Annotated in this window: 25 protein-coding genes and 1 pseudogene; 20 read left to right on the top strand and 6 right to left on the bottom strand. The window is 64.1% G+C overall.

Features of this window, described 5'->3' with window-relative positions:
- Nucleotides 1-4: 4 nt before the first annotated feature.
- From ftsW to SHTP_RS13670, 11 genes are all read left to right on the top strand, one after another.
- The gene (gene ftsW / locus SHTP_RS13720; RefSeq protein ID WP_096370886.1) at nucleotides 5-1,636 is read left to right on the top strand and encodes a putative lipid II flippase FtsW; all 1,632 of its coding nucleotides are present in this window, start codon (nucleotides 5-7) and stop codon (nucleotides 1,634-1,636) included.
- A complete protein-coding gene (gene murG, locus SHTP_RS13715; protein WP_015356133.1) occupies nucleotides 1,633-2,832 on the top strand; it encodes an undecaprenyldiphospho-muramoylpentapeptide beta-N-acetylglucosaminyltransferase in 1,200 nt (399 codons plus the stop codon). The genes ftsW and murG overlap by 4 nt, the downstream gene beginning before the upstream one ends.
- Nucleotides 2,829-4,295: a UDP-N-acetylmuramate--L-alanine ligase gene (murC, locus tag SHTP_RS13710; protein WP_020725597.1), complete on the top strand. Its 1,467-nt coding sequence runs from the start codon at nucleotides 2,829-2,831 to the stop codon at nucleotides 4,293-4,295. Before murG ends, murC begins: the two co-directional genes overlap by 4 nt.
- Complete coding sequence (locus SHTP_RS13705) at nucleotides 4,292-5,248, top strand: cell division protein FtsQ/DivIB (RefSeq protein ID WP_096370885.1); 957 nt, start codon at nucleotides 4,292-4,294, stop codon at nucleotides 5,246-5,248. The genes murC and SHTP_RS13705 overlap by 4 nt, the downstream gene beginning before the upstream one ends.
- A gap of 249 nt (nucleotides 5,249-5,497) precedes the next feature.
- Complete coding sequence (gene ftsZ / locus SHTP_RS13700; RefSeq protein ID WP_012394856.1) at nucleotides 5,498-6,658, top strand: cell division protein FtsZ; 1,161 nt, start codon at nucleotides 5,498-5,500, stop codon at nucleotides 6,656-6,658.
- 91 nt (nucleotides 6,659-6,749) lie between these two features.
- Nucleotides 6,750-7,457, top strand: coding sequence for a peptidoglycan editing factor PgeF (gene pgeF / locus SHTP_RS13695; protein WP_096370884.1), 708 nt, complete (start codon nucleotides 6,750-6,752; stop codon nucleotides 7,455-7,457).
- Entirely contained in the window at nucleotides 7,454-8,239 is a 786-nt protein-coding gene (locus SHTP_RS13690) for a YggS family pyridoxal phosphate-dependent enzyme (protein WP_231991456.1), read from the top strand. The genes pgeF and SHTP_RS13690 overlap by 4 nt, the downstream gene beginning before the upstream one ends.
- A 64-nt stretch (nucleotides 8,240-8,303) precedes the next feature.
- Nucleotides 8,304-8,975: a cell division protein SepF gene (locus SHTP_RS13685; RefSeq protein WP_011741256.1), complete on the top strand. Its 672-nt coding sequence runs from the start codon at nucleotides 8,304-8,306 to the stop codon at nucleotides 8,973-8,975.
- A 177-nt stretch (nucleotides 8,976-9,152) separates the two neighbouring features.
- On the top strand, nucleotides 9,153-9,443 hold the full coding sequence (locus tag SHTP_RS13680) for a YggT family protein (RefSeq protein ID WP_020725593.1): 291 nt from the start codon (nucleotides 9,153-9,155) through the stop codon (nucleotides 9,441-9,443).
- A gap of 256 nt (nucleotides 9,444-9,699) precedes the next feature.
- A complete protein-coding gene (wag31, locus tag SHTP_RS13675; RefSeq protein ID WP_011741254.1) occupies nucleotides 9,700-10,494 on the top strand; it encodes a DivIVA-like cell division protein Wag31 in 795 nt (264 codons plus the stop codon).
- An 84-nt stretch (nucleotides 10,495-10,578) separates the two neighbouring features.
- Nucleotides 10,579-10,983 carry a hypothetical protein gene (locus SHTP_RS13670; RefSeq protein WP_096370883.1) on the top strand — a complete coding sequence of 135 codons (405 nt, stop codon included), beginning with the start codon at nucleotides 10,579-10,581 and terminating at the stop codon, nucleotides 10,981-10,983.
- A gap of 195 nt (nucleotides 10,984-11,178) precedes the next feature.
- Here the strand turns inward: SHTP_RS13670 and SHTP_RS13665 are convergent, their stop codons facing one another.
- The 4 genes and pseudogenes from SHTP_RS13665 to SHTP_RS13650 form a co-directional block, all read right to left on the bottom strand.
- Nucleotides 11,179-11,613: a type II toxin-antitoxin system VapC family toxin gene (locus SHTP_RS13665; RefSeq protein WP_094361959.1), complete on the bottom strand. Its 435-nt coding sequence runs from the start codon at nucleotides 11,611-11,613 to the stop codon at nucleotides 11,179-11,181.
- Between the two features lie 5 nt (nucleotides 11,614-11,618).
- Nucleotides 11,619-11,768: pseudogene (locus SHTP_RS13660) on the bottom strand (type II toxin-antitoxin system Phd/YefM family antitoxin); the annotation flags it as partial.
- Nucleotides 11,769-12,022: 254 nt separating this feature from the next.
- Nucleotides 12,023-12,964: an alpha/beta fold hydrolase gene (locus SHTP_RS13655; protein ID WP_096370882.1), complete on the bottom strand. Its 942-nt coding sequence runs from the start codon at nucleotides 12,962-12,964 to the stop codon at nucleotides 12,023-12,025.
- Nucleotides 12,965-13,273: 309 nt separating this feature from the next.
- Nucleotides 13,274-13,825, bottom strand: coding sequence for an IS30 family transposase (locus SHTP_RS13650; protein ID WP_420866664.1), 552 nt, complete (start codon nucleotides 13,823-13,825; stop codon nucleotides 13,274-13,276).
- A 30-nt stretch (nucleotides 13,826-13,855) separates the two neighbouring features.
- Here SHTP_RS13650 and SHTP_RS30430 point away from each other — a divergent pair, with 30 nt between their 5' ends.
- From SHTP_RS30430 to SHTP_RS29810, 7 genes are all read left to right on the top strand, one after another.
- Nucleotides 13,856-14,572 carry a hypothetical protein gene (locus tag SHTP_RS30430; protein WP_420872914.1) on the top strand — a complete coding sequence of 239 codons (717 nt, stop codon included), beginning with the start codon at nucleotides 13,856-13,858 and terminating at the stop codon, nucleotides 14,570-14,572.
- Complete coding sequence (locus tag SHTP_RS30425; protein ID WP_096370880.1) at nucleotides 14,511-14,765, top strand: integrase core domain-containing protein; 255 nt, start codon at nucleotides 14,511-14,513, stop codon at nucleotides 14,763-14,765. Before SHTP_RS30430 ends, SHTP_RS30425 begins: the two co-directional genes overlap by 62 nt.
- 119 nt (nucleotides 14,766-14,884) lie before the next feature.
- On the top strand, nucleotides 14,885-16,087 hold the full coding sequence (locus SHTP_RS13635; protein ID WP_420873007.1) for an ISAs1-like element IS2404/ISMul1 family transposase: 1,203 nt from the start codon (nucleotides 14,885-14,887) through the stop codon (nucleotides 16,085-16,087).
- Between the two features lie 153 nt (nucleotides 16,088-16,240).
- Nucleotides 16,241-16,690, top strand: a complete 450-nt coding sequence (panD, locus tag SHTP_RS13630) for an aspartate 1-decarboxylase (RefSeq protein WP_096370878.1) — start codon at nucleotides 16,241-16,243, stop codon at nucleotides 16,688-16,690.
- Nucleotides 16,691-16,714: 24 nt separating this feature from the next.
- Nucleotides 16,715-17,446: a condensation domain-containing protein gene (locus tag SHTP_RS30150; protein WP_096370877.1), complete on the top strand. Its 732-nt coding sequence runs from the start codon at nucleotides 16,715-16,717 to the stop codon at nucleotides 17,444-17,446.
- A gap of 539 nt (nucleotides 17,447-17,985) precedes the next feature.
- Nucleotides 17,986-18,462, top strand: a complete 477-nt coding sequence (locus tag SHTP_RS13620) for an AMP-binding protein (protein WP_157759928.1) — start codon at nucleotides 17,986-17,988, stop codon at nucleotides 18,460-18,462.
- A complete protein-coding gene (locus SHTP_RS29810) occupies nucleotides 18,435-18,668 on the top strand; it encodes an AMP-binding protein (RefSeq protein WP_096370875.1) in 234 nt (77 codons plus the stop codon). Before SHTP_RS13620 ends, SHTP_RS29810 begins: the two co-directional genes overlap by 28 nt.
- 25 nt (nucleotides 18,669-18,693) lie before the next feature.
- Here SHTP_RS29810 and SHTP_RS13610 read toward each other — a convergent pair whose 3' ends face one another.
- Nucleotides 18,694-20,028 (bottom strand): IS256 family transposase, encoded by a 1,335-nt coding sequence (locus tag SHTP_RS13610; RefSeq protein WP_096372463.1) that lies wholly within the window; start codon nucleotides 20,026-20,028, stop codon nucleotides 18,694-18,696.
- A gap of 77 nt (nucleotides 20,029-20,105) precedes the next feature.
- Here SHTP_RS13610 and SHTP_RS13605 point away from each other — a divergent pair, with 77 nt between their 5' ends.
- The gene (locus SHTP_RS13605; protein ID WP_231991454.1) at nucleotides 20,106-22,517 is read left to right on the top strand and encodes an AMP-binding protein; all 2,412 of its coding nucleotides are present in this window, start codon (nucleotides 20,106-20,108) and stop codon (nucleotides 22,515-22,517) included.
- Here the strand turns inward: SHTP_RS13605 and SHTP_RS13600 are convergent.
- Nucleotides 22,514-23,716 (bottom strand): ISAs1-like element IS2404/ISMul1 family transposase, encoded by a 1,203-nt coding sequence (locus SHTP_RS13600; RefSeq protein WP_420811867.1) that lies wholly within the window; start codon nucleotides 23,714-23,716, stop codon nucleotides 22,514-22,516. The two genes, SHTP_RS13605 and SHTP_RS13600, sit on opposite strands and share 4 nt — an antisense overlap.
- Nucleotides 23,717-23,909: 193 nt before the next feature.
- On the opposite strand from SHTP_RS13600, the gene SHTP_RS13595 reads away from it, so the two are divergent.
- The gene (locus SHTP_RS13595; protein WP_420873006.1) at nucleotides 23,910-24,308 is read left to right on the top strand and encodes an MmpS family transport accessory protein; all 399 of its coding nucleotides are present in this window, start codon (nucleotides 23,910-23,912) and stop codon (nucleotides 24,306-24,308) included.
- Nucleotides 24,309-24,317 lie beyond the last annotated feature (9 nt).

Raw genomic sequence — 24,317 nt, 5'->3', positions numbered from 1 at the left:
GGGAGTGGCCAGCGCTCTGACCCGGCTGTTACGCCGGGGCAAGACCGATACCGAGAATGCCGACCTGCAGGCCGACACGGGCCCGGAGGTAGCGGATTCGGCTGACTCCGCTGCCGAGCAGCCGGTAGCCGCTGACGCGAGCGACAAGGCCGCAAAGGGGCAAACCAACTCCGAGGAGCGGGGTCCGCGCACCCGTTTCGGTGCCTGGCTGGGTCGGCCTATGACGTCGTTTCACCTGATCATCGCCGTTGCTGCATTGCTGACCACCCTCGGACTGATCATGGTGCTGTCGGCCTCGGGGGTGCGGTCCTATGACGACGACGGATCGGCATGGGTGATCTTCGGCAAGCAGGTCCTGTGGACGGGGGTAGGCCTGGTCGGTTGCTACGTCGGTCTGCGCATGTCGGTGAGCTTTTTGCGGCGCATCGCGTTCTCCGGCTTTGCCTTCACCATCGTGCTGTTGGTGCTGGTGCTGATCCCGGGAATCGGCAAGGAAGCCAACGGCTCTCGGGGATGGTTCGTGGTGGCCGGCTTCTCGATGCAGCCCTCTGAGCTGACCAAGATGGCATTCGCCGTCTGGGGTGCGCACCTGCTGGCGACCCGCCGCATGGAGCGGGCATCCCTGCGCGAGATGCTGATTCCGCTGGTCCCGGCAGCGGTGATCGCGCTGGCCCTGATCGTGGCTCAGCCCGACCTCGGGCAGACGGTATCGATGGGCATCATCTTGCTGGGCCTGCTCTGGTACGCGGGCTTGCCGTTGCGCGTTTTCATGAGCTCATTTGCGGCCGTTGTTGTCTCGGCGGGGGTGCTAGCGATGACCGCGGGTTATCGGTCGGACCGAGTGCGCTCCTGGCTCGACCCCGACAACGATCCGCAAGACTCGGGCTACCAGGCGCGGCAGGCGAAGTTTGCGCTGGCCCACGGCGGCATCTTCGGTGACGGTCTGGGCCAGGGCGTGGCCAAATGGAACTACCTGCCCAACGCCCACAACGACTTCATCTTCGCGATCATCGGCGAGGAGCTGGGCCTGGTCGGAGCGCTGGGACTGCTCGGCCTGTTCGGGCTGTTCGCCTATACCGGAATGCGGATAGCACGCCGCTCGGCCGATCCGTTTCTGCGGTTGTTGACCGCCACCGTGACGCTGTGGGTGTTGGGCCAGGCGTTCATCAACATCGGCTACGTGATCGGCCTGTTGCCGGTCACCGGGTTGCAGCTGCCGCTGATTTCGGCCGGCGGGACATCGACGGCCACCACCCTTGCGATGATCGGCATCATCGCCAACGCGGCACGACACGAGCCGGAGGCGGTTGCCGTGTTACGGGCGGGCCGCGACGATAGAGTGAATCGGATGCTGCGGCTCCCGCTACCCAAGCCGTATGCGCCCACCCGCCTCGAGGTGTTCCGCGACCGTAAGCGCGTGCAGCCACCAGCTGCCCGGCCACCGGCCAAGCAGGCGGCGGCGCGGAAGGCTCCCAAGGCGGCGACTCGGCTCGCCGAGGAGCCGCTGCGGCCAGCGTTGCCCCGCAGACCAGATCGGTCGGGCGCTCGGTCCGGGCAGCAGGGGGCTGGGCAGCGCTACGCCGGTCAGCGTCATAGTGGGCGGGCTCGTGCATTGGAAGGTCAGCGTTACGGGTGAATGACACGGTCAGGGAGCCGGCTGGCGGGCTCGGGGTAAATCACGGTCCTGCGTTGTCGGTTGTGCTCGCCGGTGGCGGCACCGCGGGCCATGTGGAGCCCGCGATGGCCGTGGCCGATGCGCTCAGCGTCCTGGAACCGAATGTCAGAATCACCGCTTTGGGAACATCGCGGGGTCTGGAAACCAGGTTGGTGCCCGCGCGCGGTTATCACCTCGAGCTGATTACGCCAGTGCCGCTGCCGCGCAAACCCAGCGGCGACCTGGCCCGGCTTCCTCCCCGGGTGTGGCGAGCCGTCCGGGAGACCAGGGCGGTGCTCGACTTGGTCGATGCCGACGTCGTCATCGGATTCGGTGGCTACGTCGCGCTGCCCGCTTACCTGGCCGCCCGCGGCATCCCCGGGTTACGGCGCCGGATCCCGGTCGTGATTCATGAAGCCAACGCCAGGGCAGGGCTGGCCAACCGGGTCGGTCTACGGACCGCGGACCGGGTGCTCTCGGCGGTCCCGGATTCGGGGCTACGGGGTGCCGAGGTAGTCGGGGTGCCGGTCCGGGCAGCGATCACCGCCCTTGACCGCATGGCTCTGCGAGCGGAAGCGCGGGCTCACTTCGGCTTCGCCGACGACGCCCGGGTGTTGCTGGTGTTCGGCGGATCGCAGGGCGCGGTGTCACTCAACAAGGCGGTTTCTGCCGCTGCCGCCGAGCTGGCCGCGTCGGGTGTTTCGGTGCTGCACGCGCACGGGCCAAAAAACGTCCTAGAGCTCCTAGCGCCACGTACCCCCGGCCAAGATGACCCGCCTTACGTCGCGGTGCCCTATCTGGACCGGATGGACCTCGCCTACGCCGCTGCTGACCTGGTGATATGTCGTTCCGGTGCGATGACGGTAGCCGAGGTATCGGCCGTCGGACTGCCGGCGATCTACGTTCCGCTGCCGATCGGCAACGGCGAGCAGCGGCTCAATGCGCTCCCGGTGGTCAACGCCGGCGGGGGCATGGTGGTTGCCGATGCCGATCTCACGCCGGCGCTGGTAGCTCGCGAAGTGACCGGCCTGCTCACCGACCCGCCGCGACTGGCGGCGATGACGGCGGCCGCCGCGCAGGTCGGACACCGCGACGCGGCGGCGCAGGTGGCTCAGGCGGCATTGGACATCGCGCGTCTGGCGCCGTCACGGCGACGAGCTGTCGGAGGGCGACGATGACCGCCGAGCAATTGCCGCCCGAACTGCAACGGGTGCACATGGTCGGCATCGGGGGAGCGGGGATGTCGGGCATCGCCCGCATCCTGCTCGACCGCGGTGGTTTGGTGTCGGGCTCTGACGCCAAGGAATCGCGGGGTGTGCACGCGTTGCGGGCACGCGGCGCGCTGATCCGGATCGGGCACGACGCGTCCGCACTGGACTTGCTGCCGGGTGGTGTTACGTCGGTCATCACCACCCACGCCGCCATCCCCAAGACCAATCCGGAGCTGGTCGAAGCCCGCCGCCGCGGCGTACCGGTAATGCTGCGACCGGTTGTGTTGGCCAAGCTGATGGACGGGCGCACCACCGTGATGGTGACCGGCACACACGGCAAGACCACCACGACCTCGATGGTCATCGTTGCGTTGCAGCATTGTGGCCGCGACCCCTCCTTCGCGGTGGGCGGTGAACTCGGTGAGGCCGGCACCAACGCCCACCACGGCAGCGGCGACTACTTTGTCGCCGAAGCCGACGAAAGTGACGGCTCGCTGTTGGAATACACCCCCCACGTCGCCGTGGTGACCAACATCGAGGCCGATCACCTGGACTTCTATGGCAGCACCGAGGCTTATGTCGGGGTGTTCGACGCTTTCGTGGAGCGACTCGCCCCCGGCGGAGCGCTGGTGGTCTGTGCCGATGACCCGGGCTCGGCGGCGCTGGCCGAACGCTCTGCCGAGCTGGGCATTCGGGTGCTGCGCTACGGATCGGCCGGACATGCCGGGGCCGCGTTGGCCGCGACGTTGGTGTCGTGGGAACAGCGGGGCACCGGAGCGGTTGCGCAGATCCAGCTGGCAGGCGAGGCGGACCCACGCTCGATGCGGCTTTCGGTGCCCGGGCGGCACATGGCGCTCAATGCCCTGGGTGCGCTGCTGGCAGCGATCGAGGTCGGCGCCCCGGTCGGCGAGGTGCTCGACGGCCTGGCCGGTTTCGAGGGGGTGCGTCGGCGATTCGAACTGGTCGGGACGGCGGAATCGGTGCGGGTTTTCGACGACTACGCGCACCATCCGACCGAGGTCAGGGCGACCCTGGAGGCGGTCCGCTCGGTGGTTCGCCAAAGTGGCAGCGGGCGTCTACTGGTGGTATTTCAGCCACATCTATATTCCCGGACAAAGGCTTTCGCCGCCGAGTTCGGCAGCGCTCTGGATGCCGCTGATGAGGTGTTCGTGCTCGACGTCTACGCCGCGCGCGAGCAACCGCTGACTGGGATCAGCGGAGCCAGTGTCGCCGAGCATGTCACCGTGCCGGTCCGCTATCTGCGTGACTTTTCTGCGGTGGCGGAGGTGGTGGCCGCGGCCGCGGGACCGGGCGACGTCGTTGTCACCATGGGTGCCGGAGATGTCACCCTGCTCGGACCGGAGATCGTGGCCGCGCTGCGGATGCGAGCCGATCGCAGTGAACCCGGACGGCCAGGAGTGTTGCAGTGACCGAAGCTAGCGACGGCCGATCGACCGACGTGGTCGCCGACGACCTGGACGACGAGCGCGAACCGGCCACCGTACCGATCGCCATCGATTCTCAGGAGCCGCAGGAGGCCGCGGACCAAGCCGAGGATCAGGACGAATTCGAGGGACCACGCCGTCGCGCCCGTCGTGAACGCGCCGAACGCCGTGCCGCCGAGGCTCGCGCGATCGCGATCGAGGAGGCTCGGCGCGACGCCAAGCGGCGCGCTCGCGGCCACGTCGCCAAGGAACCTCAGCCGGTCGCTCGTGGCGTCGTTCGCGGCTTGAAAATGCTGCTGGCCACCGTGGCGTTGGTGGTGGTGGGTGTGGGGTTGGGGCTGGTGCTCTACTTCACCCCGGCGATGTCGGCTCGCGATGTCGTTGTCACGGGGGTCGGCACGGTGACCCGCGAGGAAGTGCTCGGCGCGGCGAGTGTGCCGACCGGGACCCCGTTACTGCAGATCAACACCAAAGATGTCGCCGACCGAGTAGCGACGATCCGTCGGGTGGCCAGTGCGCGGGTGCAGCGCCAATACCCATCGGCGCTCCGGATCACCATTGTGGAGCGGGTGCCGCTGGTGGTGAAGGATTTCCCGGACGGCCCGCACCTGTTCGACCGCGACGGGGTGGATTTTGCGATCGGTCCGCCGCCACCCGCGCTGCCCTACCTCGACGTCGATGATCCGGGGCCGACCGATCCCGCCACGCTGGCTGCGTTGGAGGTATTGACCGCGCTGCGTCCCGAGGTCGCCGGCCAAGTGGGCCGGATCGCTGCTCCGTCTGTGTCATCGATCACTCTGACGCTCACCGACGGGCGAGTGGTGATCTGGGGGACCACCGATCGTGCCGAGGAGAAGGCGGAGAAGCTAGCGGCGTTATTGACGCAGCCAGGGCGGACCTACGACGTGTCCAGCCCCGATCTGCCGACCGTGAAGTAGTCCGCAACCCGCCGCGAGAGCCCGACCCGATTCGCATTCGGCGCCCGACCTGACGCCGCGCTCAGCGGTAGGGCACAAAAAAATGCGCATGACGCGTCGGCGCGCCTGCACGGCTAGTTCCCGTCGTGCCCATACGGTTCTGGTTACGCGGAACTACTTGACATAACTCTAACTCTATGGTTGAGGTTGAGGGTTTTGCAAGCAGACACACCGCAGGAGAACTGAGCCCGTCAGGGAGGAAGACGAATGATGACCCCCCCGCATAACTACTTGGCTGTCATCAAGGTCGTTGGTATCGGTGGTGGCGGCGTCAACGCTGTCAACCGCATGATCGAACAGGGCCTCAAAGGCGTGGAGTTCATCGCGATCAACACCGACGCGCAGGCGTTGTTGATGAGCGATGCCGATGTCAAGCTCGACGTCGGCCGTGACTCGACCCGGGGACTCGGCGCCGGTGCCGACCCAGAGGTCGGACGCCGAGCCGCCGAAGACGCCAAGGATGAAATCGAGGAGCTGCTACGCGGCGCCGACATGGTGTTCGTCACCGCCGGCGAAGGTGGTGGCACCGGCACCGGCGGTGCGCCCGTGGTGGCCAGCATCGCGCGCAAGCTTGGTGCTTTGACCGTAGGCGTGGTGACCCGGCCGTTCTCCTTCGAGGGCAAGCGCCGCAGCAACCAGGCGGAGAACGGTATAGCGGCTTTGCGGGAAAGCTGCGACACCCTCATCGTGATCCCCAATGACCGGCTGCTGCAGATGGGTGACGCCGCCGTATCCCTGATGGACGCGTTCCGTAGCGCCGACGAGGTGCTGCTCAACGGTGTGCAGGGCATCACCGACCTGATCACCACGCCAGGCCTGATCAACGTCGACTTCGCCGACGTCAAGGGCATCATGTCTGGTGCCGGTACCGCACTGATGGGCATCGGGTCAGCCCGCGGCGATGGTCGATCACTCAAAGCCGCCGAAATTGCCATCAATTCGCCGCTGTTGGAAGCGTCGATGGAGGGCGCCCAGGGCGTGCTGATGTCGATTGCCGGTGGCAGCGACCTGGGCCTGTTCGAGATCAACGAGGCGGCGTCATTGGTACAGGATGCCGCCCACCCAGACGCCAACATCATCTTCGGAACCGTCATCGACGATTCGCTGGGCGACGAGGTGCGGGTGACCGTGATCGCAGCGGGCTTCGACGCCAGTGGACCGGGCCGCAAGCCCGTGGCGGGCGCGACCGGCGCCGCACCCGGGGAGACCGGGGGCGCGCATCGGATCGAGTCGGCCAAGGCGGGCAAGCTCAGCTCGACGTTGTTCGAGCCGGTCGACGCGGTCAGCGTGCCGCTGCATACCAATGGTGCGACGTTGAGCATTGGCGGCGATGACGACGACGTCGATGTGCCACCCTTCATGCGCCGTTGAGGGTCTCAATTTGCTTGCCAGAACGCGACAAACCGGCCGCGGCCGGACCGCGCCGCAACCTGGTCGGCAGTCGAATCCGGATACTGGTGGGGTGAGCGTTCGAATCCGCCGGGTGACTACCACTCGGAAGGGCGGTGTGTCCAAGCCGCCTTTCGACTCCTTCAACCTCGGTGACCACGTCGGTGATGACCCGGCCTCCGTGGCGGCCAACCGAGCCCGGCTGGCCGCCACCATCGGTATGCCCACCGAACGAGTGATGTGGATGAACCAGGTCCACGGTGACCGGGTTGAGGTGGTCGACGCGCCGCGCGACAACGCTTTCGATGACACCGACGCGTTGGTGACCAAGGTTCCCGGCCTGGCGTTGGCGGTGCTGACCGCCGACTGCGTGCCGGTGTTGATGGCCGACGCGCGGGCGGGCGTCACCGCGGCCGTCCATGCCGGCCGGGTGGGCGCACAGCGCGGCATCGTGGCGCGCACGGTGGAGGCCATGCAGGCGCTGGGCGCGCAGCCCGGTGACATTTCGGCATTCCTGGGTCCGGCGGCCAGCGGGCGCAACTACGAAGTTCCCGCGGCGATGGCCGACGAGGTCGAGGCGGCGTTGCCGGGCAGCCGGACCACCAGTGTCGCCGGGACGGCCGCGCTGGACCTGCGCGCCGGAATTGCCCGCCAGCTGGGGGACTTGGGTGTGAAGTTCATCGATGTCGACCCCCGTTGCACGGTGGCGGACCCGACCCTTTTCAGCCATCGACGCGGTGCGCCCACGGGGCGGCTGGCGTCGCTGGTGTGGATGGAATGACCGCGATGGTCGTGGACATTTCAGCGCAAAGGGAGCGTCAGTCAGAACTGACGCACGCGTTGGCGGTGGTGCGGTCGCGACTCGCCGCGGCCGCCGAGGCGGCGGGGCGCAAGGTCAGTGAAATCGAGCTGCTGCCGATTACCAAGTTCTTCCCGGCGACCGATGTTGCCATCTTGGCGCGACTGGGTTGCCGAGCCGTGGGGGAGTCGAGGGACCAGGAGGCTTCGGCAAAGGTCGCCGAGCTGGCCCGGATGTTTTCCGCTCCCATGCGGTCGGGATCGCGGGGGATTCAGTGGCACATGGTGGGCCAGATTCAGCGGAACAAGGTGCGTTCGCTAGCAAACTGGGCACACACCGCTCACTCGATCGACACCCCCCAACTGGTGACAGCGCTGGACCGAGCGATAACCACGGCGATAGCCGATCGTCGGCGCGGCAATCCGTTGCGCGTGTATGTCCAAGTGAGCCTTGACGGCGACGTCTCCCGCGGCGGTGTCGACATGACCGACCCCGGTGCGGTGGACCGGATCTGCGCCCAGGTCAGCGATTCGCAGAGCCTCGAGCTGATCGGTTTGATGGGTGTTCCGCCCCGCGATTGGGACCAGGAAAAGGCCTTTGAGCGGCTGCAATCCGAACACAGTCGAGTGCTCGAGTCGTTCCCTACGGCGGTGCGACTTTCCGCCGGTATGTCCGATGACCTCGAGATCGCCGTGAAACATGGATCGACGTGTGTGCGTGTCGGTACCGCGCTATTGGGTTCGCGGCGGTTACGGTCACCGTGAAAAGTCACTGTAGTCACACCTTCATCACAGACAACAAATATCCCAGGGCTAGAAGGGGTCAGCGATGAGCACTCTGCACAAGGTCAAGGCCTACTTCGGTATGGCTCCGATGGAGGATTACGACGACGAGTATTACGACGACCGCGGGCCTTCCCGCGGCTATTCGCGTCCTCGATTCGAGGATGATTACGGTCGTTATGAAGGGCGCGATTTCGAAGACCCGCGCCGCGATCCTCGTGCCGGTATGCGCGCCGATTTGCGAGGCGAGCCGGCCGACTATCCACCGCCGGGCGGCTATCGGGGTGGATACCCTGATGAAGCGCGATTCCAGCCGCGCGAGTTCGACCGGGCCGATATGGCCCGGCCGCGCTTCGGGTCGTGGTTGCGCAACCCCACCCGCGGCTCGCTGGCGATGGACCCGCGCCGGATGGCGATGATGTTCGAGGAAGGTCATCCGTTGTCGAAGATCACCACACTGCGCCCCAAGGATTACAGCGAGGCACGCACCATCGGTGAGCGGTTCCGCGACGGCACGCCGGTGATCATGGACTTGGTGTCGATGGACAACGCCGACGCCAAGCGGCTGGTCGACTTCGCGGCCGGTTTGGCCTTCGCGCTGCGCGGATCGTTCGACAAGGTTGCCACCAAGGTCTTCCTGCTCTCGCCCGCAGACGTGGACGTAACCCCGGAGGAGCGTCGTCGGATCGCCGAAACCGGCTTCTACGCTTACCAATAGACAAATCTGCTGCTGTTCAGCCCGGCAGGTCGCAGCTCGGCCTGACGGGCTGTCCGCTCGTCGGGGCCGGTTGCGGTGAACCTATGCGATGTGTGCCGTTGGGCTGGTCGGTAGGCTTGCGCTTGCCGACCGCACGGGCGGCGTCCTCGTATCCGAATCGGTAAGGTCAGGCTCTCGTTGGTGCTGTTTTTCCAGATTCTCGGGTTTGCGCTGTTCATCTTCTGGCTGCTGCTCATCGCTCGGGTTGTCGTCGAGTTCATTCGTTCGTTCAGTCGTGACTGGCGCCCCACCGGTTTCACGGTGGTGATCCTCGAGATCATCATGTCGATCACCGATCCTCCGGTGAAGCTGCTGCGCCGGCTGATCCCGCAACTGACCATCGGCGCGGTGCGCTTCGATCTCTCCATCATGGTGCTGCTGCTGGTGGCCTTCATCGGGATGCAGCTGGCATTCGGTGCCGCCGCCTGAGTGGCCCCTGCCGCCATTTGGACTTAGTTGAGAGACGGTTCGGCCACGATTTGGCGACAAGTTTGGCCGGCATGATTTTCAAATCTAAGGAATGTGATTTATTTGCCTGAGAGTTTGAAATTGGTCCTTATTTATTAGTCCAATCGGCAACCGCCGAGTCTGGTGTGACAGGATGGACGGCAGTTGAGCGACTGCTGCCAGTTCGTTCTACACTTTCCAGATCGTTTGACCGTCCAGGAACTTGAGGGGACAAACAATGCCGCTTACACCTGCCGACGTCCACAATGTGGCGTTCAGTAAGCCGCCTATCGGCAAGCGCGGGTACAACGAAGATGAGGTCGACGCCTTCCTTGACCTGGTGGAGAACGAGCTCACTCGACTGATCGAAGAGAATTCGGATCTGCGTCAACGGATCGCTGAGCTGGACCAGGAGCTGGCCGCGGGTGCTGGCGGCGGGGCTGCTGTGACCGCTCAGCCCACCCAAGCCATGCCCGTGTACGAGCCGGAGCCCGAGCCGGCAAAGCCCGCTGCGCCTGTGGCCTCGGCGGCAACCAACGAGGAACAGGCCATGAAGGCGGCCCGGGTGCTGAGCCTGGCGCAAGACACCGCCGACCGCCTCACCAGCACAGCTAAGGCCGAATCGGACAAGATGCTGTCCGACGCCCGCGCCAACGCCGACCAAATCCTCAGCGAGGCCCGGCACACGGCCGAGACAACGGTCACCGAAGCCCGGCAGCGCGCCGATGGGATGCTCGCGGATGCGCAGGCCCGGTCGGAGAGCCAGTTGCGGCAGGCCCAGGAGAAGGCGGACGCCCTGCAGGCCGATGCCGAGCGCAAGCACTCCGAGATCATGGGCACCATCAACCAGCAGCGCACCGTGCTGGAAGGCCGCCTCGAGCAACTGCGGACATTCGAACGCGAATACCGGACCCGTCTCAAGACCTACCTGGAGTCCCAGCTCGAGGAACTCGGTCAGCGCGGATCGGCCGCGCCGGTCGATTCGAGCGCGGACGCCGGCGGGTTCGAGCAATTCAACCGGGGCAACAACTAGCCGGGACACGGGCCGGGCTGGCCGGCTGGCGCGCAAACCCTGGTAGGTTTTGGCAGTCGCTGCCCGCCGGCCGGAGGATGACCGATGCTGATCATTGCCCTCGTTTTAGCCCTCATTGGGCTCGTTGCGCTGGTGTTCGCGGTGGTCACCAGCAATCAGCTGGTGGCGTGGGTGTGCATCGGCGCCAGTGCACTGGGTGTGGTTTTGCTGATCGTTGACGCCCTCAGGGAGCGTCAGCAACGTGAGGCGGCCAGCAAAGACCAGGATGAGGCCGAACAGCCAGCCGATGCCGACGGCGAGGCCGGCTACGTCGAATACCCTGACGATGATGCCGAGGCGGAACCGGCCGCCGAAGATGTCGAGGACGTCGAAGAGGGCTCCGAGGACACCGAGGGCCAAGAGGACGCAGAGGGCACAGACGCGGGCTCCGATACTGCGGAAGAATCGACGGTGTCCGCCGACGCTAAGCGTGACGACAGCGCCGAATAGCGCGCCATGCCGTGGCTCGAGCCCGATCTTGTTGGCTAGCGCGGCTTATTGGCTCGGATTGAGCCTGTCCGACTACCTCGAGAAGCTGATGCTGTTGTCGCGAACCTGAACTGCGACACGGGTCGAGACCTGGCGAATCGGTACCTGATCGTCGTCCGTGCTGGGGTTGACTCACTCCGATATCGGGGCGGTGGGCTAGGGGTCGAGTTGGGCGGGGGCTACTCGGCACCTGGCGGCTTGGGCTCCGGTGTGCAGGCGTCGGTCCCATGCGGCGATGATCAGGCCTGGGGCGCCGACTGCCAACGCGCTGGCCAGATGGACAGCCTGGGCTCCGCGTAACGCGTGGGCGCGGGCGAGGTGGTCGGCGTGGTGTTCAACCGTCGTGGTGTGTTCTACGGGGCGGGTGGCGGTCCAGAAGTCCTCCCAGTCACGCTCGGCTTCGGCGAGCTCGGATTCGGTTAGGTCGTGATTGCGGGCTGCTGCGGCGAGTGCGGCGCGGACTTCTGGGTAGGCCAGGCGGGCGGACAATGCGGCGTCGCAGCCGTCCCATGGCACGGACGCCAGCGAACCCCCTGTCTCGGTGGTGAGAAGTTTGACGAAGGCGCTGGCGTCGAAGTAGACGAGTGGCACTGGTCAGCGACCGGCCGTTGCGCGGTGGCCTTGCCGATCACGCCTTCGGCCGTGAGTCGCTCCAAGATGCCTGCGTTGTCCAGCGCAGTGAGTCGCGCGACCGGAATCCCGCGGTCGGTGATGACGACCTCACCGCCAGCCCGAACTCGATCGAGCGGAGGTGGGGTGGCAGCGGGCCGATTCGCCGATTCGTCCGCGGCCAAGACGCCGTCGCCCATATGTGCGCGATCATCGTCATCCTGATGAGGGGGCCCGCACTGCACACAACGTCGCCGCTGTGTAACCGCCGACCGCGACCAACTACCGGATCGTGTGCGCCGACTGTGCATCAGCACGGCATTCACACAGCCTGACAACGCCGCCCCGACGACCAGCGATAACCCCGATCGGGCAGGGTCCCCCGGCATGCTTAAACCGGTGCGGGACCGATGTATTCGACGCCCGCACGAATCGCGGGGCTGTGCCTCAGGATCCGGAAATGCGCCAGCCGGCCGAGTCCCCGTGTCGTCATCAAACGCGCGCCTGGCCAGGACGCAACAATCTTTTCGCTCGTCGCATATGGAGTCTCGGGGTCATCGGGGTCGTGGATGAGCAGCATCGGCGGATAGTCGGTCCGAGCGGCCACCCGGACCATGTTGGTGTCCTCTAAAGGCATGCCGATACGGCGTTCAAGACGGCGCTGCAGGCCGGCGCGTATCCGTCGGCCGAAGCCGTGGCGCGCGGCGAAGAGATCCAGATAGATCGGGAACTCTCCCATTGGCGCGAGAAACACCAAACGCCCGACCGTCGTGCCCCATGCCGCCGCGAATACGGTCGCGTTGGCCCCGAGCGAGTGGGCGACGACAGCGCGGGCCGGCCCGTGCTCTCGGATGATCGCGGCAACCGCTTCGGCGCACCCGATGGCGGTGGTGCGACCCGGTGCCAGTGCGCCCGGATCGGACTCGTTATGGCTGGGCAGATCGAACGCGATGACGCGATGACCGGACTTGACGAGAGGTTTGATGAACATGCCGAGGTGCGGGCGACGCCCGCCCCAGCCGTGCACGAGATAGACCGGTGGCCCCTCGCCCCAGGCTTCCCCGACGATGCGATGCCCGTTCCAGTGCGCTTCCAGTGGCTGGCCGGGCGGAACGCCGGGCGGCATGCGCAAACTTGACTCCAGGACCGGCGGGGTGCACCACAGCTCGGTCGCCCACCGCGACCCCAATGCGGGGGCGAAGCGCTCCAGCAGCCAGAACGCCCGGCGGACTCGAGTGGCCACCGGCGGTTGGACACCGGAACCCTGCACGTCGAGAACGGTCGGGCTCGAAGAATCGCTGCCGATCTCGTCCGTGCTCTCCCGATTGATCATCTATCGCCTGCCTTTCAGATCGTCGACTCACGGCTGCAAAGCAGCTGAGCCGCCGCTGGTGGTGCAAGGTACCAAGGGCGTCCTGGCCTGGCAACGCGCCGGTGTTGTCGGGAGGGTAAGCATGTGTCCGTGTGGAACGCAGAGTTCCTGTTGACGACGGGGTGGTTTCAAGTCAACGTCGCAACACCGGCGGATTCTGCGAGGCTAACAGGGCGGCGAATAGGTCGGCGGGACAACGGTCTCGAAGCGGACGGTGATTGAGGTCGTCCTCGACGGCCTGCAGGTGCGCTGGCGGGTGACTGATAGGCGTCACGCCCTTCGGGAAGTAGTCGCGCAGCAGTCCGTTGGTGTTCTCGTTGCTACCCCGTTGCCAGGGTGATCGGGAATCGCAGAAGTACACCGGCGCTCCGCGCTTCTTCGTGGTGCCAGATGGCGTGCCATCTCGGTGCCCTGGTCCCAGGTGATAGACCGCATGAGAGCCGTCGGCAGATCCTGTATGCGGGCTACCAGGGCTCCGTGTAGCGAGTCGGAGTCGGCGCGGGGCAGGTGTAGCAGTCGTAGCATTCGGGTCTGACGCTCGACTAGCGTGTCGATCGCTGAGTGGTGGTTGTCACCGATGATGAGGTCACCCTCCCGGTGCCCTGCCTCTGATCGGTCGACGGGCGGGAACAGCCGGTCGTGGATGGTCAGCATCGGCTGTTGGAAACGGCCGCGCCGGCGCTGTTGGCGGCGGTGTGCTCGGCGGTGATCTCGACCGGTGCGCAACGGTGAGCGTCGGTGCGGTGCCAAACGCGAGGGGCGCAGGAACCGCGAATTCGGTTGATGCACAGCTTGGTAGATGCTTTCGTGGCACAGCCGCATCTAGGGGTCGTCGGGGAAGCGCAGCCGGAGATGACGGCTGATCTGTTGCGGACTCCACCGCTGAGCAAGCAGCTCGCCGATCACGGCGCCGAGCTCGCTGTTCGTGTCCACTCGGCGCCGATGCTGACGTGCTCTCCGCACGGTGGCGCGGCGATGGGCGACGCCCTGGCCCCTTCTTCACCCGACGCGACAATGCCAACACAACCTCCAGAATCTAGAGAAGTGTTGCGATCGTCCCTGGAAACCACCAGGCTTGGTAGTCAATCCGAAACGCACGCACCGATTGTGGAAAGACGAACGGCTGCAACGTCGGCCGAAGACCCGCAAGTGCATGCGCCTGGGCCCTGGCGCGGGGGCCACAGCGCCAGGGCCGCGGCCCGCCCCGATCATGTGTGGGCGCTGGAATATCAGCACGACCTGACCGTCGATGGCCTTCAGCTGCGCTTCTGCAACGTCATTGACGAGTTCACCCGCGAGGCGTTGGCCACCCGGCCACGACGATCCTGGAACGCCGATCAGACCACCGATCATTCTGATGGGCTGATCCTGACCACGGGCCGCAAGCCCGCACACATCCGGATGGCCAACGGACCCGAACTGACCAGTCACGCCCTGGCTGATTGGGCTCGCTTCGGCGCGGTAGGCACCGTTCTTATCGAATCCGGCGCACCGTGGGAAAACGGGCATTTGCGAATCCTTCAACGGGCGCTTTCGCGACGAATTCCTGACCACCGAAACCTTCGGTAGTCTGCTCGAAGCCCAGGTTCTCGCCGAGGACTGGTGCACCGAATACACCACCGACCGACCTCACAGCGCATTGAACGACCTCACCGCCAAGGCCTTCCGAAATGCACCGGGAAACCACCAACCAAAAGCTCTCATAGAAGTCGGCCCGGAAGCTGGGGCCCCGTCAACCCAGGGCTCCGGCGTTGTTGATTAGCAGGCTTGTGAGCTGGGTTGATGATCTTTGGTGCCGCGCTATTGGGGCCGGAGTGTAGGCACGGGCTATCTGGAGAACGATCGAGTTGGTTACTGTTCGTCGTTGGTCTGGAGTTGCCCGTGCCTACCGTTTCAGTATTGCCTGTGTCGTCGGTTCCAGAGGTGTTCGACCGCTGGAGTCCTGGTGAGCGCAGCGGGCTCATCGGATCGGAGTTTCTCGATGTGTTGGCCTCGGTGCCAGACCCGAGGGACCCACGCGGTCGGAGGTATTCGCTGATGGCTTTGTTGGCGATCGCGGTTCTGGCCACTGCCGCGGGGATGCGCGGCTATGCTGGTTTTGCCACATGGGCGGCCACCGCTCCCGATGATGTGTTGGCCCAATTAGGGGTCCGGTTCCGGCGGCCCAGTGAGAAGACCTTCCGCGCTGTTTTGTCTCGGCTAGACCCCGCCGACCTCAACGCCAGGATGGGCAGTTACTTCACTGCACACGTGGCCAGCAGCGACCCCAGTGGATTGGTGCCGATCGCGTTGGACGGCAAGATGCTGCGTGGTGCTTTACGCGCCAAAGCGACAGCCACGCATCTCGTGTCGGTGTTCGCCCACCGTGCCCGATTGGTGCTCGGTCAACTCGCTGTCGCCGAGAAAAGCAATGAAATTCCCTGCGTACGTGCCCTGCTCACGCTGCTGCCGGGTAGCTTGCGGTGGCTGGTCACCGTGGATGCGATGCATACCCAGGTCGTCACCGCGAAGTTGATCTGCGCCACCTTGAAGTCGCACTACCTGATGATCGTCAAGTCCAACCAAGCCAAAATACTTGCGCGTATCACCGCGCTGCCCTGGGCCGAGGTGCCCGCAGTCGCTACCGACGACTCCCGCGGCCACGGCCGTGTCGAGACCCGCACCCTGCAAATCATCACCGCTGCACGAGGAATCGGCTTCCCCTACGCAAAACAAATCATCCGGATCACTCGTGAACGCTTGATCACCGCCACCGACCAGCGCAGCGTGGAGGTGGTCTATGCCATCTGCAGCCTGCCGTTCGAGCACGCCCGCCCTACCGCGATCATGGCCTGGATGCGTCAACACTGGGGAATCGAGAACAGCCTGCACTGGATACGCGACGTCACCTTCGACGAAGACCGTCAAAGGGCACATACCGGAAACGGCGCACAGGTCCTAGCAACGCTACGCAACACCGCGATCAATCTGCACCGCCTCAACGGCGCCGACAACATCGCCGAAGCCTGCCGGATCACCGCTTTGACCGCCAACCGCCGCCTAGACCTCCTCAATCCACAATTCCCCAGCTCACAAGCCTGCTAATCAACAACGCCGGAGCCCTGGGGGACAGGGGGATTTAACCGACGTAGTGGCCGCTGAGCCGACAGACATTTTGGTGTCGCGGCGGCATTTGTGGAACAAACGTATTCGTGACCGGTGAGCCCGAAACGATTGTCAATTCACTGAGGAGTCAGATTGCAGCGGACGGTCCTTGGAGGGAAGATTCATCGCGCCACCGTCACACAGGCCGACTTGAACTACGTTGGATCGATCACTCTCGACGCCGACCTCATGGCGGCATCCGGGATTGTTGAAGGCGAACAGGTCCACGTCCTCGACATCACCAACGGAGCGCGACTGGTCACCTACGCGATCGCGGGTCCTGGGGGTTCCGGTGTTGTCGGAATAAATGGCGCGGCAGCACATCTTATTGCGCCGGGCGATCTGGTCATCATCATGTCGTACCTCATCGTTGGCGAAGAGGAGCGTTGTGGCCATTCGGCGAAGGTGGTGCACGTCGACGCGGTCAACAGCATTGTTGGACTGGGGTCCGATCCGGCGCAGCCCGTCCCCGGCGCTCTAGCCGAGTCGGCTTCCGGACCAATTTCCGGACGGGACCTGTTCGGCGCCGCCGATGCGCTGTGAGCCGTTCCTAATCATTTTCGACTGGTGCATGAGGTGGTGATGTTGGTGGATAGAGTTAGAGCCTCATCTGCGCAAGAAGCTTTATGGGTTGCGCAGAAATTGGTTCCGGATCTACCCAATAATGTGTCTATCTGCTTCGAGGTATCCGGTCCAATAGATCACGATATGATGGCTGTAGCATTGCGCCACCACGGTCGTGAGGCGCATACGCTGCGTGTTAGATTTCTTGAAGACCAGGATGGGCTTCATCAAGTATTGTGCGGCCCGGAATCGTGGGAACCGGAATTCTTCGACGTCAGTGATGCACCCGACCCGGATGCCGCTGCTCAAAGCATCATTTTAGAAATAAGAGGAACCTCCTTCGAACTAAGCCATGGCCTATTGGGCCGAGCTGGACTGATCAAGCTAAATGAGCTACGCCATTTTGTCTTTTTGGTAGTTCACCATATTGTTTGCGATGGATTCTCAACACTCATTGCGGTACGGCGCGTAGCCGAAATATATACAGCGTTGAAATTAGGCGGCAGCATTCCTCGATCTGCGTATTGTAGCCCCGAGGCGGTCGCCGAATATGATTCGCGTTATAAACTCTCTGAAAAATATACTTCCGATAAAGAATTTTGGACTAGTTACACGCGCGCATGGCCGGAGCCGCTGAATGCCATTCGGCGCCCAACTGCGCCGCGCGCGGAAACCCTTGCGCTACAGCACGATTCTGACTGGAGAGGTTCCGGGGCGCTTGCATGCTGCCGCTGATGGCGCCGGCACGTTGCTGCCCGTTTTTTCATTGCCGCGGTGGCCGGATGTCTTAGCCGATTGTCATCAACGTCCGAGTTTTCGGTTCGACTGGCGGTCGCTAATAGGTTCGGTATCGCACGAAAAACGCCATGCCTGCTGTCGAATACCGTTCCGGTGCGAGTAAATGTCCCATCCGGTGTCGAATTTTCAAACTTCGCAAGTGTGCTTGGTCGAGAGATCAGCTCAGTGCTCAGGCACTCCCGCTATCCGGTAACGGAAATTTGGGATATCGGGCGCCTTCAAATGCAAAGAAGTGAATTTGGGCCGGTTATCAACGTGCTGCCATTTTTGCCAAGACACACGAATTTCCTGATAGTCATGGGGCTTTTCGGGGCGCATCTTTTGGGGCCTGCGACGATCTACTAATTTCTATATATTACGATGCGCGCGAACTCAACAACGGAGAGCCCGGCAGTGTTTACATCCAAATTGATGGAAATGGACTTCTGTACGCCAACGAGGACCTGATCCGCTTAACGGATCACTTGGTTTCATTTTTGCGTGCAGTTAGCACCGAACCGCAGCGACGGGTCGATCTGGTCGAGATCATCGATCCTGTCGAACGTCAACGGCTTCTGGTCGAGTGCAATGACAACGCCACCGCTATCCCCGAAACCACTATCCCGGAACTGTTTGGCGCGCAGGTTGCTCGCGTTCCCGAGTCGGCGGCGGTCCAGGATGATCAGGAGACGCTGACCTACCGCGAACTCGATGTTCGGGCATCCGATTTGGCCCGCGGTTTGGCCGCTCGTGGGGCAGGGCCGGAAGCCGTTGTCGCGGTGGCCTTGCCCCGCTCGGCTCGGTTGGTGGTTGCGTTGCTGGCGATCGCCAAAACCGGTGCTGCTTACCTGCCGATCGACCCGAACTATCCCAGCGAGCGCAGCGCCTACATTCTCAGCGACGCCGCTCCCCAATTGCTGATCACTGACACCCCACCGCCCCAACATTGCCCGACACGGGTGTTCCTGTACTGATCCTCGACACCACCGAGGTCTCCGACCGTGGGACCGAGGCCGCCCCCGCGTACTGCCACCAGGACAGCCTGGGGCCAGGACCGGACAACCTGGCCTACATCATGTACACCTCCGGATCCACCGGACACCCCAAACCCGTGGCCATCACCCACCGCAACGTGGTGGCATTGTTTACCGGTTTCGGGTGGTGGCGCGGGTCTGTCTGATTAACGGTGTAAGCGGCGTTTTCGGTTAGGTGGTTTCGCTTCCTGGCATGCGGTCGGCGAAGGTGATCGCGAAGGCGTTCAATGCTGGTTTCCAGCGCATCGTCCATCGCTTCTGTCCGGTTCCGGTTGGATCTAGCGACCGGGTGACCAAGTATAGGCATTTCAGGGCGGACTGCTCGGTGGGGAAATGACCACGCGCCCTGATCGCACGGCGGTAGCGGGCGTTGAGCGATTCAATGGCATTGGTCGAACAAATCACCTTCCTTATCTCGGTGTCGTAGTCCAGGAATGGGATGAACTCATTCCAGGCGTTGCGCCACAATCGAATTGCCGCTGGGTAGCGGTGTCCCCATTCGGTGTCGAAGGCATCTGAGGCTTCGGCGGCCGCAGCAGCGTTGACCGCGGTGTAGATCGGCTTGAGCGCCCGGGCGATCGCGGTGTGGTGCTGGCGGCCGGCGTAGCGGAACGTGCCGCGGATCAAGTGGATGATGCAGGTTTGCACCACGGTGTCGGGGAAGACCGCGCTCACCGAGTCCGGCAGTCCTTTGAGGCCGTCACAGACCAGGAAGAAGATGTCGGCCACGCCGCGGTTTTTCAACTCCGTCAGCACTGCCAGCCAGTACTTGGCCGATTCGCCGTCACCTTCACCGGCCCACATGCCCAGCACGTCACGGTGTCCGGCCAGATCGACCCCGACCGCGGCGTAGACCGGCCGGGGGCCGACTTGGCCGTCGCGGATCTTGACGTGCAGGGCGTCGATGAACACCGCGGCGTATACGCGCTCTAGCGGGCGGGTATGCCAGGCGGTCATCTCCTCGAGAACGCGGTCGGTGATCCGGCTAACGGTGTCCTTGGACACCGCCGCGTCGTAGATGTGGGCGAAATGGGCGCTGATCTCCCCGGTGGTCAACCCGCGGGCATACAGCGACAACACCACCTCAACGACGTCGGTCAACCTACGCTGGCGTTTTTCGACGATCTTCGGCTCGAATGTGCCTGCCCGATCCCGTGGGACATCGATCTCAATGGAACCGCACGCATCAGTGAGCACCGTTTTCGAGCAGGTTCCGTTGCGCGAGTTGCCACTGCCATACCCAGCCCGATCGTGGCGGTCATATCCAAGGTGCTCGGACAGTTCCTCATCCAAAGCGGTCTCAATGACCGTTTTGGTCATCGCCTTGAGCAATCCGCCAGGCCCGGTTAACCCAACGCCGGCCTCGCGGGCCTGGCGCACCAACTCGCGGGCGACTTCTAACTCATCAACATTGCGACTACTGGGAACGTCAATAGCCGCCACGGCGCCGGCCTCATCTTCGTGGTTTTGTGATGGCTGCACAGCCACGACAGTCTTGGTCATCATGCGACCTTTCCGGCCCCGACACACCGGGGCCGATCAGGCCGCTTACACCCTTACCGCGACAGTCCCGGTGGCGCGGTTTGACCGACACCGATGTGTGGGCGTGGTGTCATTCGCCGGCGTTCGACGTCTCGGCGTGGGAGTTGTGGGGAGCGCTGCTGCACGGAGCCCAGGCTGTGGCGGTGGCGTGGGATGTGGTGCGATCACCGCGAGAACTGTGGCAGCTTGTGGTCGATGAGCGCATCACGGTGCTTAGTCAGACGCCGTCGGCGTTTTATGAATTGATCCGTGTGCAGCGCGAACTCCCTGCTACCGCAGAGAGTTCCGCATTGCGGATGGTGGTTTTCGCTGGGGAGGCGCTAGACCCGTCTCGGCTCCGGGGTTGGTATCCGGGGCAGGGTGGCCACGCACCGGCCCTGATCAACATGTACGGGATCACCGAAACGACGGTGCATACCACGTATCTGGAGCTCTCCGGCGAAGACGCCGAAAGCGGCGTATCCCCGATTGGTGGCCCGTTGGGCAATGTGCGGGTGTTTGTGTTGGATGCGGGGTTGTGTCCGGTGCCGGTGGGGGTGGCTGGTGAGTTGTATGTTGCGGGTGCGCAGGTAGGGCGGGGGTATCGGGGTCGGGTGGGGTTGACCGCGCAGCGGTTTGTGGCGTGTCCGTTCGGGCCTGCTGGGTCGCGGATGTATCGCAGCGGGGATTTGGTGCGCTGGAACAGCTCGGGGGTGTTGGAGTTTGTGGGCCGCGCCGATGATCAGGTCAAGATCCGCGGGTTTCGGATTGAACCGGGTGAGGTCGAGGCGGTGCTGGCGGCTCATCCGCGGGTGGCCCAGGCAGCGGTCGCCGCCTACAGCACCTCGGGTGGTCTTGAAGGCATCAGTGAGAAGCAGTTGGTGGGCTATATCGTGCCCGATCGGGAGGTGACGCTCGCGCGTGACGCGGCGCGAGAGGCTGGGCTGGTGCAGCAGTGGGCACAGGTGTATGGCGGGGTGTATTCGGGGTTGACGTCGCAGGTGCCGGCGGTGTTGGGGGAGGATTTCCGGAGCTGGGTTAGCAGTTATACCGGGGCGCCGATCCCGCTGGAACAGATGGGTGAATGGCGCGCGGCCGCGGTGGAGCGGATCGCGGGGTTGCGTCCGGGGCGGGTATTGGAGATCGGTGTCGGTACGGGGTTGTTGCTGACCCAGCTTGCCCCCGACTGTGTGGAGTATTGGGGTACCGACTTTTCTGCGTCGACGATTGAGATGTTGCGGGCGGCGGTGGCGTCGCGGCCGTGGGGTGATCGGGTGCGGTTACGGGTGCAGCCGGCCGATAGCGCCGAGGGGTTGCCGGCGGGCCATTTCGATGTGGTGGTGCTCAACTCGGTGATCCAGTACTTCCCGAGCGCGGGTTATCTGCTTGATGTGTTGGCCGTGGTGATGCGGTTGTTGGCGCCGGGCGGGGCGTTGTTTATCGGTGATGTGCGCAATCTGGGGTTGTTGAGGGCGTTTACCACCAAGGTGCTGTGCACCGGAACCGGCGGGGTCAACGATGCTGCCGCGGTGATGCGTGAGCGGGTTCGCAGGGAGATGCTTGGCGAGCAAGAGTTGTTGTTGGCGCCGGAGTTCTTTACCGGGTTGCCGCAGTATCTGCCCGATATCGCGGCGGTGGACATACAGCTCAAGCGGATGCAGGCGGTCAACGAGCTCAGCTGTTACCGCTATGAGGTGGTGCTGCGTAAAGGGCCGGTAGGGGTTCGGTCGTTGGCGGGTCTTTCGGCGCTGCCGTGGCAACGGTTTGGCGGTCCGGCTGCGCTGGGTGAGTATTTGCAGGAGCACCGCCCGGCGGGGTTGCGGGTTAGCGGGATACCCCACGAGGCGGTGTGGCCGGATGTGGCGATGGCTCACGCGCTGGCCCAGGCCGGCGACCGCGTGCTGGTCAGCCAGATAGGTGCAGACCCTTCCCCATCTGATGCGGTGTTGCCACATCACTTGCACCAGCTTGGGCAAGAAACCGGATACAGCGTCGCGGTCACCTTCTCCTCGACTCCCGGTCTGATGGACGTGTTGCTCATCGATTCGCTTGATGCTCAACCAGTGCCCGCGTTGTCGGATCTGTATCTGCCCGGCGCGCCGATCGGTTCTTTGGCCGGTTACGTCAATGACCCCTCGGCGATCGAGTTGGCCAACGAGGTGCGTCTGTGGGTGGGGGAGCGGTTGCCGGAGTACATGGTGCCGGCGGCGGTGATGGTGGTGGAGGGGTTGCCGTTGACGGCGAACGGCAAATTGGATCGGCGTGCGCTGCCGGCTCCGCAGTTCACCAGCACGGCGGCCTACCGCGGGCCGCGTGATGAGCGTGAAGCAGTGTTGGCGGGCTTGTTCGCCGAGGTCCTCGGCGTCGCTCAGGTGGGCATTGATGACAGGTTTTTCGATCTGGGTGGGCATTCGCTGTCGGTGACGCGGTTGGTGGCGCGGATCCGCGCCCAGGGCTCCGGCGTTGTTGATTAACAGGCTTGTGAGCTGGGGAATTGTGGATTGAGGAGGTCTAGGCGGCGGTTGGCGGTCAAAGCGGTGATCCGGCAGGCTTCGGCGATGTTGTCGGCGCCGTTGAGGCGGTGCAGATTGATCGCGGTGTTGCGTAGCGTTGCTAGGACCTGTGCGCCGTTTCCGGTATGTGCCCTTTGACGGTCTTCGTCGAAGGTGACGTCGCGTATCCAGTGCAGGCTGTTCTCGATTCCCCAGTGTTGACGCATCCAGGTCATGATCGCGGTAGGGCGGGCGTGCTCGAACGGCAGGCTGCAGATGGCATAGACCACCTCCACGCTGCGCTGGTCGGTGGCGGTGATCAAGCGTTCACGAGTGATCCGGATGATTTGTTTTGCGTAGGGGAAGCCGATTCCTCGTGCAGCGGTGATGATTTGCAGGGTGCGGGTCTCGACACGGCCGTGGCCGCGGGAGTCGTCGGTAGCGGCTGCGGGCACCTCGGCCCAGGGCAGCGCGGTGATACGCGCAAGTATTTTGGCTTGGTTGGACTTGACGATCATCAGGTAGTGCGACTTCAAGGTGGCGCAGATCAACTTCGCGGTGACGACCTGGGTATGCATCGCATCCACGGTGACCAGCCACCGCAAGCTACCCGGCAGCAGCGTGAGCAGGGCACGTACGCAGGGAATTTCATTGCTTTTCTCGGCGACAGCGAGTTGACCGAGCACCAATCGGGCACGGTGGGCGAACACCGACACGAGATGCGTGGCTGTCGCTTTGGCGCGTAAAGCACCACGCAGCATCTTGCCGTCCAACGCGATCGGCACCAATCCGCTGGGGTCGCTGCTGGCCACGTGTGCAGTGAAGTAACTGCCCATCCTGGCGTTGAGGTCGGCGGGGTCTAGCCGAGACAAAACAGCGCGGAAGGTCTTCTCACTGGGCCGCCGGAACCGGACCCCTAATTGGGCCAACACATCATCGGGAGCGGTGGCCGCCCATGTGGCAAAACCAGCATAGCCGCGCATCCCCGCGGCAGTGGCCAGAACCGCGATCGCCAACAAAGCCATCAGCGAATACCTCCGACCGCGTGGGTCCCTCGGGTCTGGCACCGAGGCCAACACATCGAGAAACTCCGATCCGATGAGCTCGCTGCGCTCACCAGGACTCCAGCGGTCGAACACCTCTGGAACCGACGACACAGGCAATACTGAAACGGTAGGCACGGGCAACTCCAGACCAACGACGAACAGTAACCAACTCGATCGTTCTCCAGATAGCCCGTGCCTACACTCCGGCCCCAATAGCGCGGCACCAAAGATCATCAACCCAGCTCACAAGCCTGCTAATCAACAACGCCGGAGCCCTGGGGGGGGTACTGAGATCGTCACCGTTCTGAAACGAGCGTGGTTGCCGCTGGTGCTGGCGGTGGTGTTTGCCGTCGGTGGTTTCGCGGTGTCGCGGGTTCGCGAGATGTTCGGCTCGCAGCAGCTGCCGACCTACGCTGATAGCACGCCCGCGGGTAGCGTCAGCAGCTCGGGCCCCAAGCGCGTGCGATACGAGATCTTCGGCGCACCAGGCACCATCGCCGACATCAACTACATGGAACCGGCCGGCGAAGCTCAGCAGCTCAACGACGTCGCACTGCCCTGGTCGATTGAGGTCGAAACGGACGCACCGTCGATGGTGGCCAACATCATCGCGCAGGGAAACAGCGATTTCCTCGGCTGCCGTATCTCGTCTGACGGCGAGGTCAAGGATGAACGGACCTCCAGCGCCGTGAGTGCATACGTGTATTGCATTGCGAAGTCCGCGTGAGACCACCCG

The sequence above is a fragment of the Mycobacterium ulcerans subsp. shinshuense genome (genome assembly GCF_002355775.1).
GTDB lineage: Bacteria > Actinomycetota > Actinomycetes > Mycobacteriales > Mycobacteriaceae > Mycobacterium > Mycobacterium marinum.
Note: the sequence above shows the minus strand (reverse complement) of the source record. Positions and strands in the feature narration are given on the sequence as shown.

Excerpts from the sequence above, each read along its gene's own strand:
- murC (WP_020725597.1), top strand. The coding sequence starts at position 2,829 with ATGACCGCCGAGCAATTGCCGCCCGAACTGCAACGGGTGCACATGGTC.
- SHTP_RS13610 (WP_096372463.1), bottom strand. The coding sequence starts at position 20,028 with ATGATGACCAAGACTGTCGTGGCTGTGCAGCCATCACAAAACCACGAA.
- SHTP_RS13685 (WP_011741256.1), top strand. The coding sequence starts at position 8,304 with ATGAGCACTCTGCACAAGGTCAAGGCCTACTTCGGTATGGCTCCGATG.
- SHTP_RS30430 (WP_420872914.1), top strand. The coding sequence starts at position 13,856 with ATGACGGCTGATCTGTTGCGGACTCCACCGCTGAGCAAGCAGCTCGCC.
- SHTP_RS13655 (WP_096370882.1), bottom strand. The coding sequence starts at position 12,964 with ATGATCAATCGGGAGAGCACGGACGAGATCGGCAGCGATTCTTCGAGC.
- SHTP_RS13670 (WP_096370883.1), top strand. The coding sequence starts at position 10,579 with ATGCTGATCATTGCCCTCGTTTTAGCCCTCATTGGGCTCGTTGCGCTG.
- SHTP_RS13650 (WP_420866664.1), bottom strand. The coding sequence starts at position 13,825 with ATGCGGCTGTGCCACGAAAGCATCTACCAAGCTGTGCATCAACCGAAT.
- wag31 (WP_011741254.1), top strand. The coding sequence starts at position 9,700 with ATGCCGCTTACACCTGCCGACGTCCACAATGTGGCGTTCAGTAAGCCG.
- ftsZ (WP_012394856.1), top strand. The coding sequence starts at position 5,498 with ATGACCCCCCCGCATAACTACTTGGCTGTCATCAAGGTCGTTGGTATC.
- SHTP_RS13690 (WP_231991456.1), top strand. The coding sequence starts at position 7,454 with ATGACCGCGATGGTCGTGGACATTTCAGCGCAAAGGGAGCGTCAGTCA.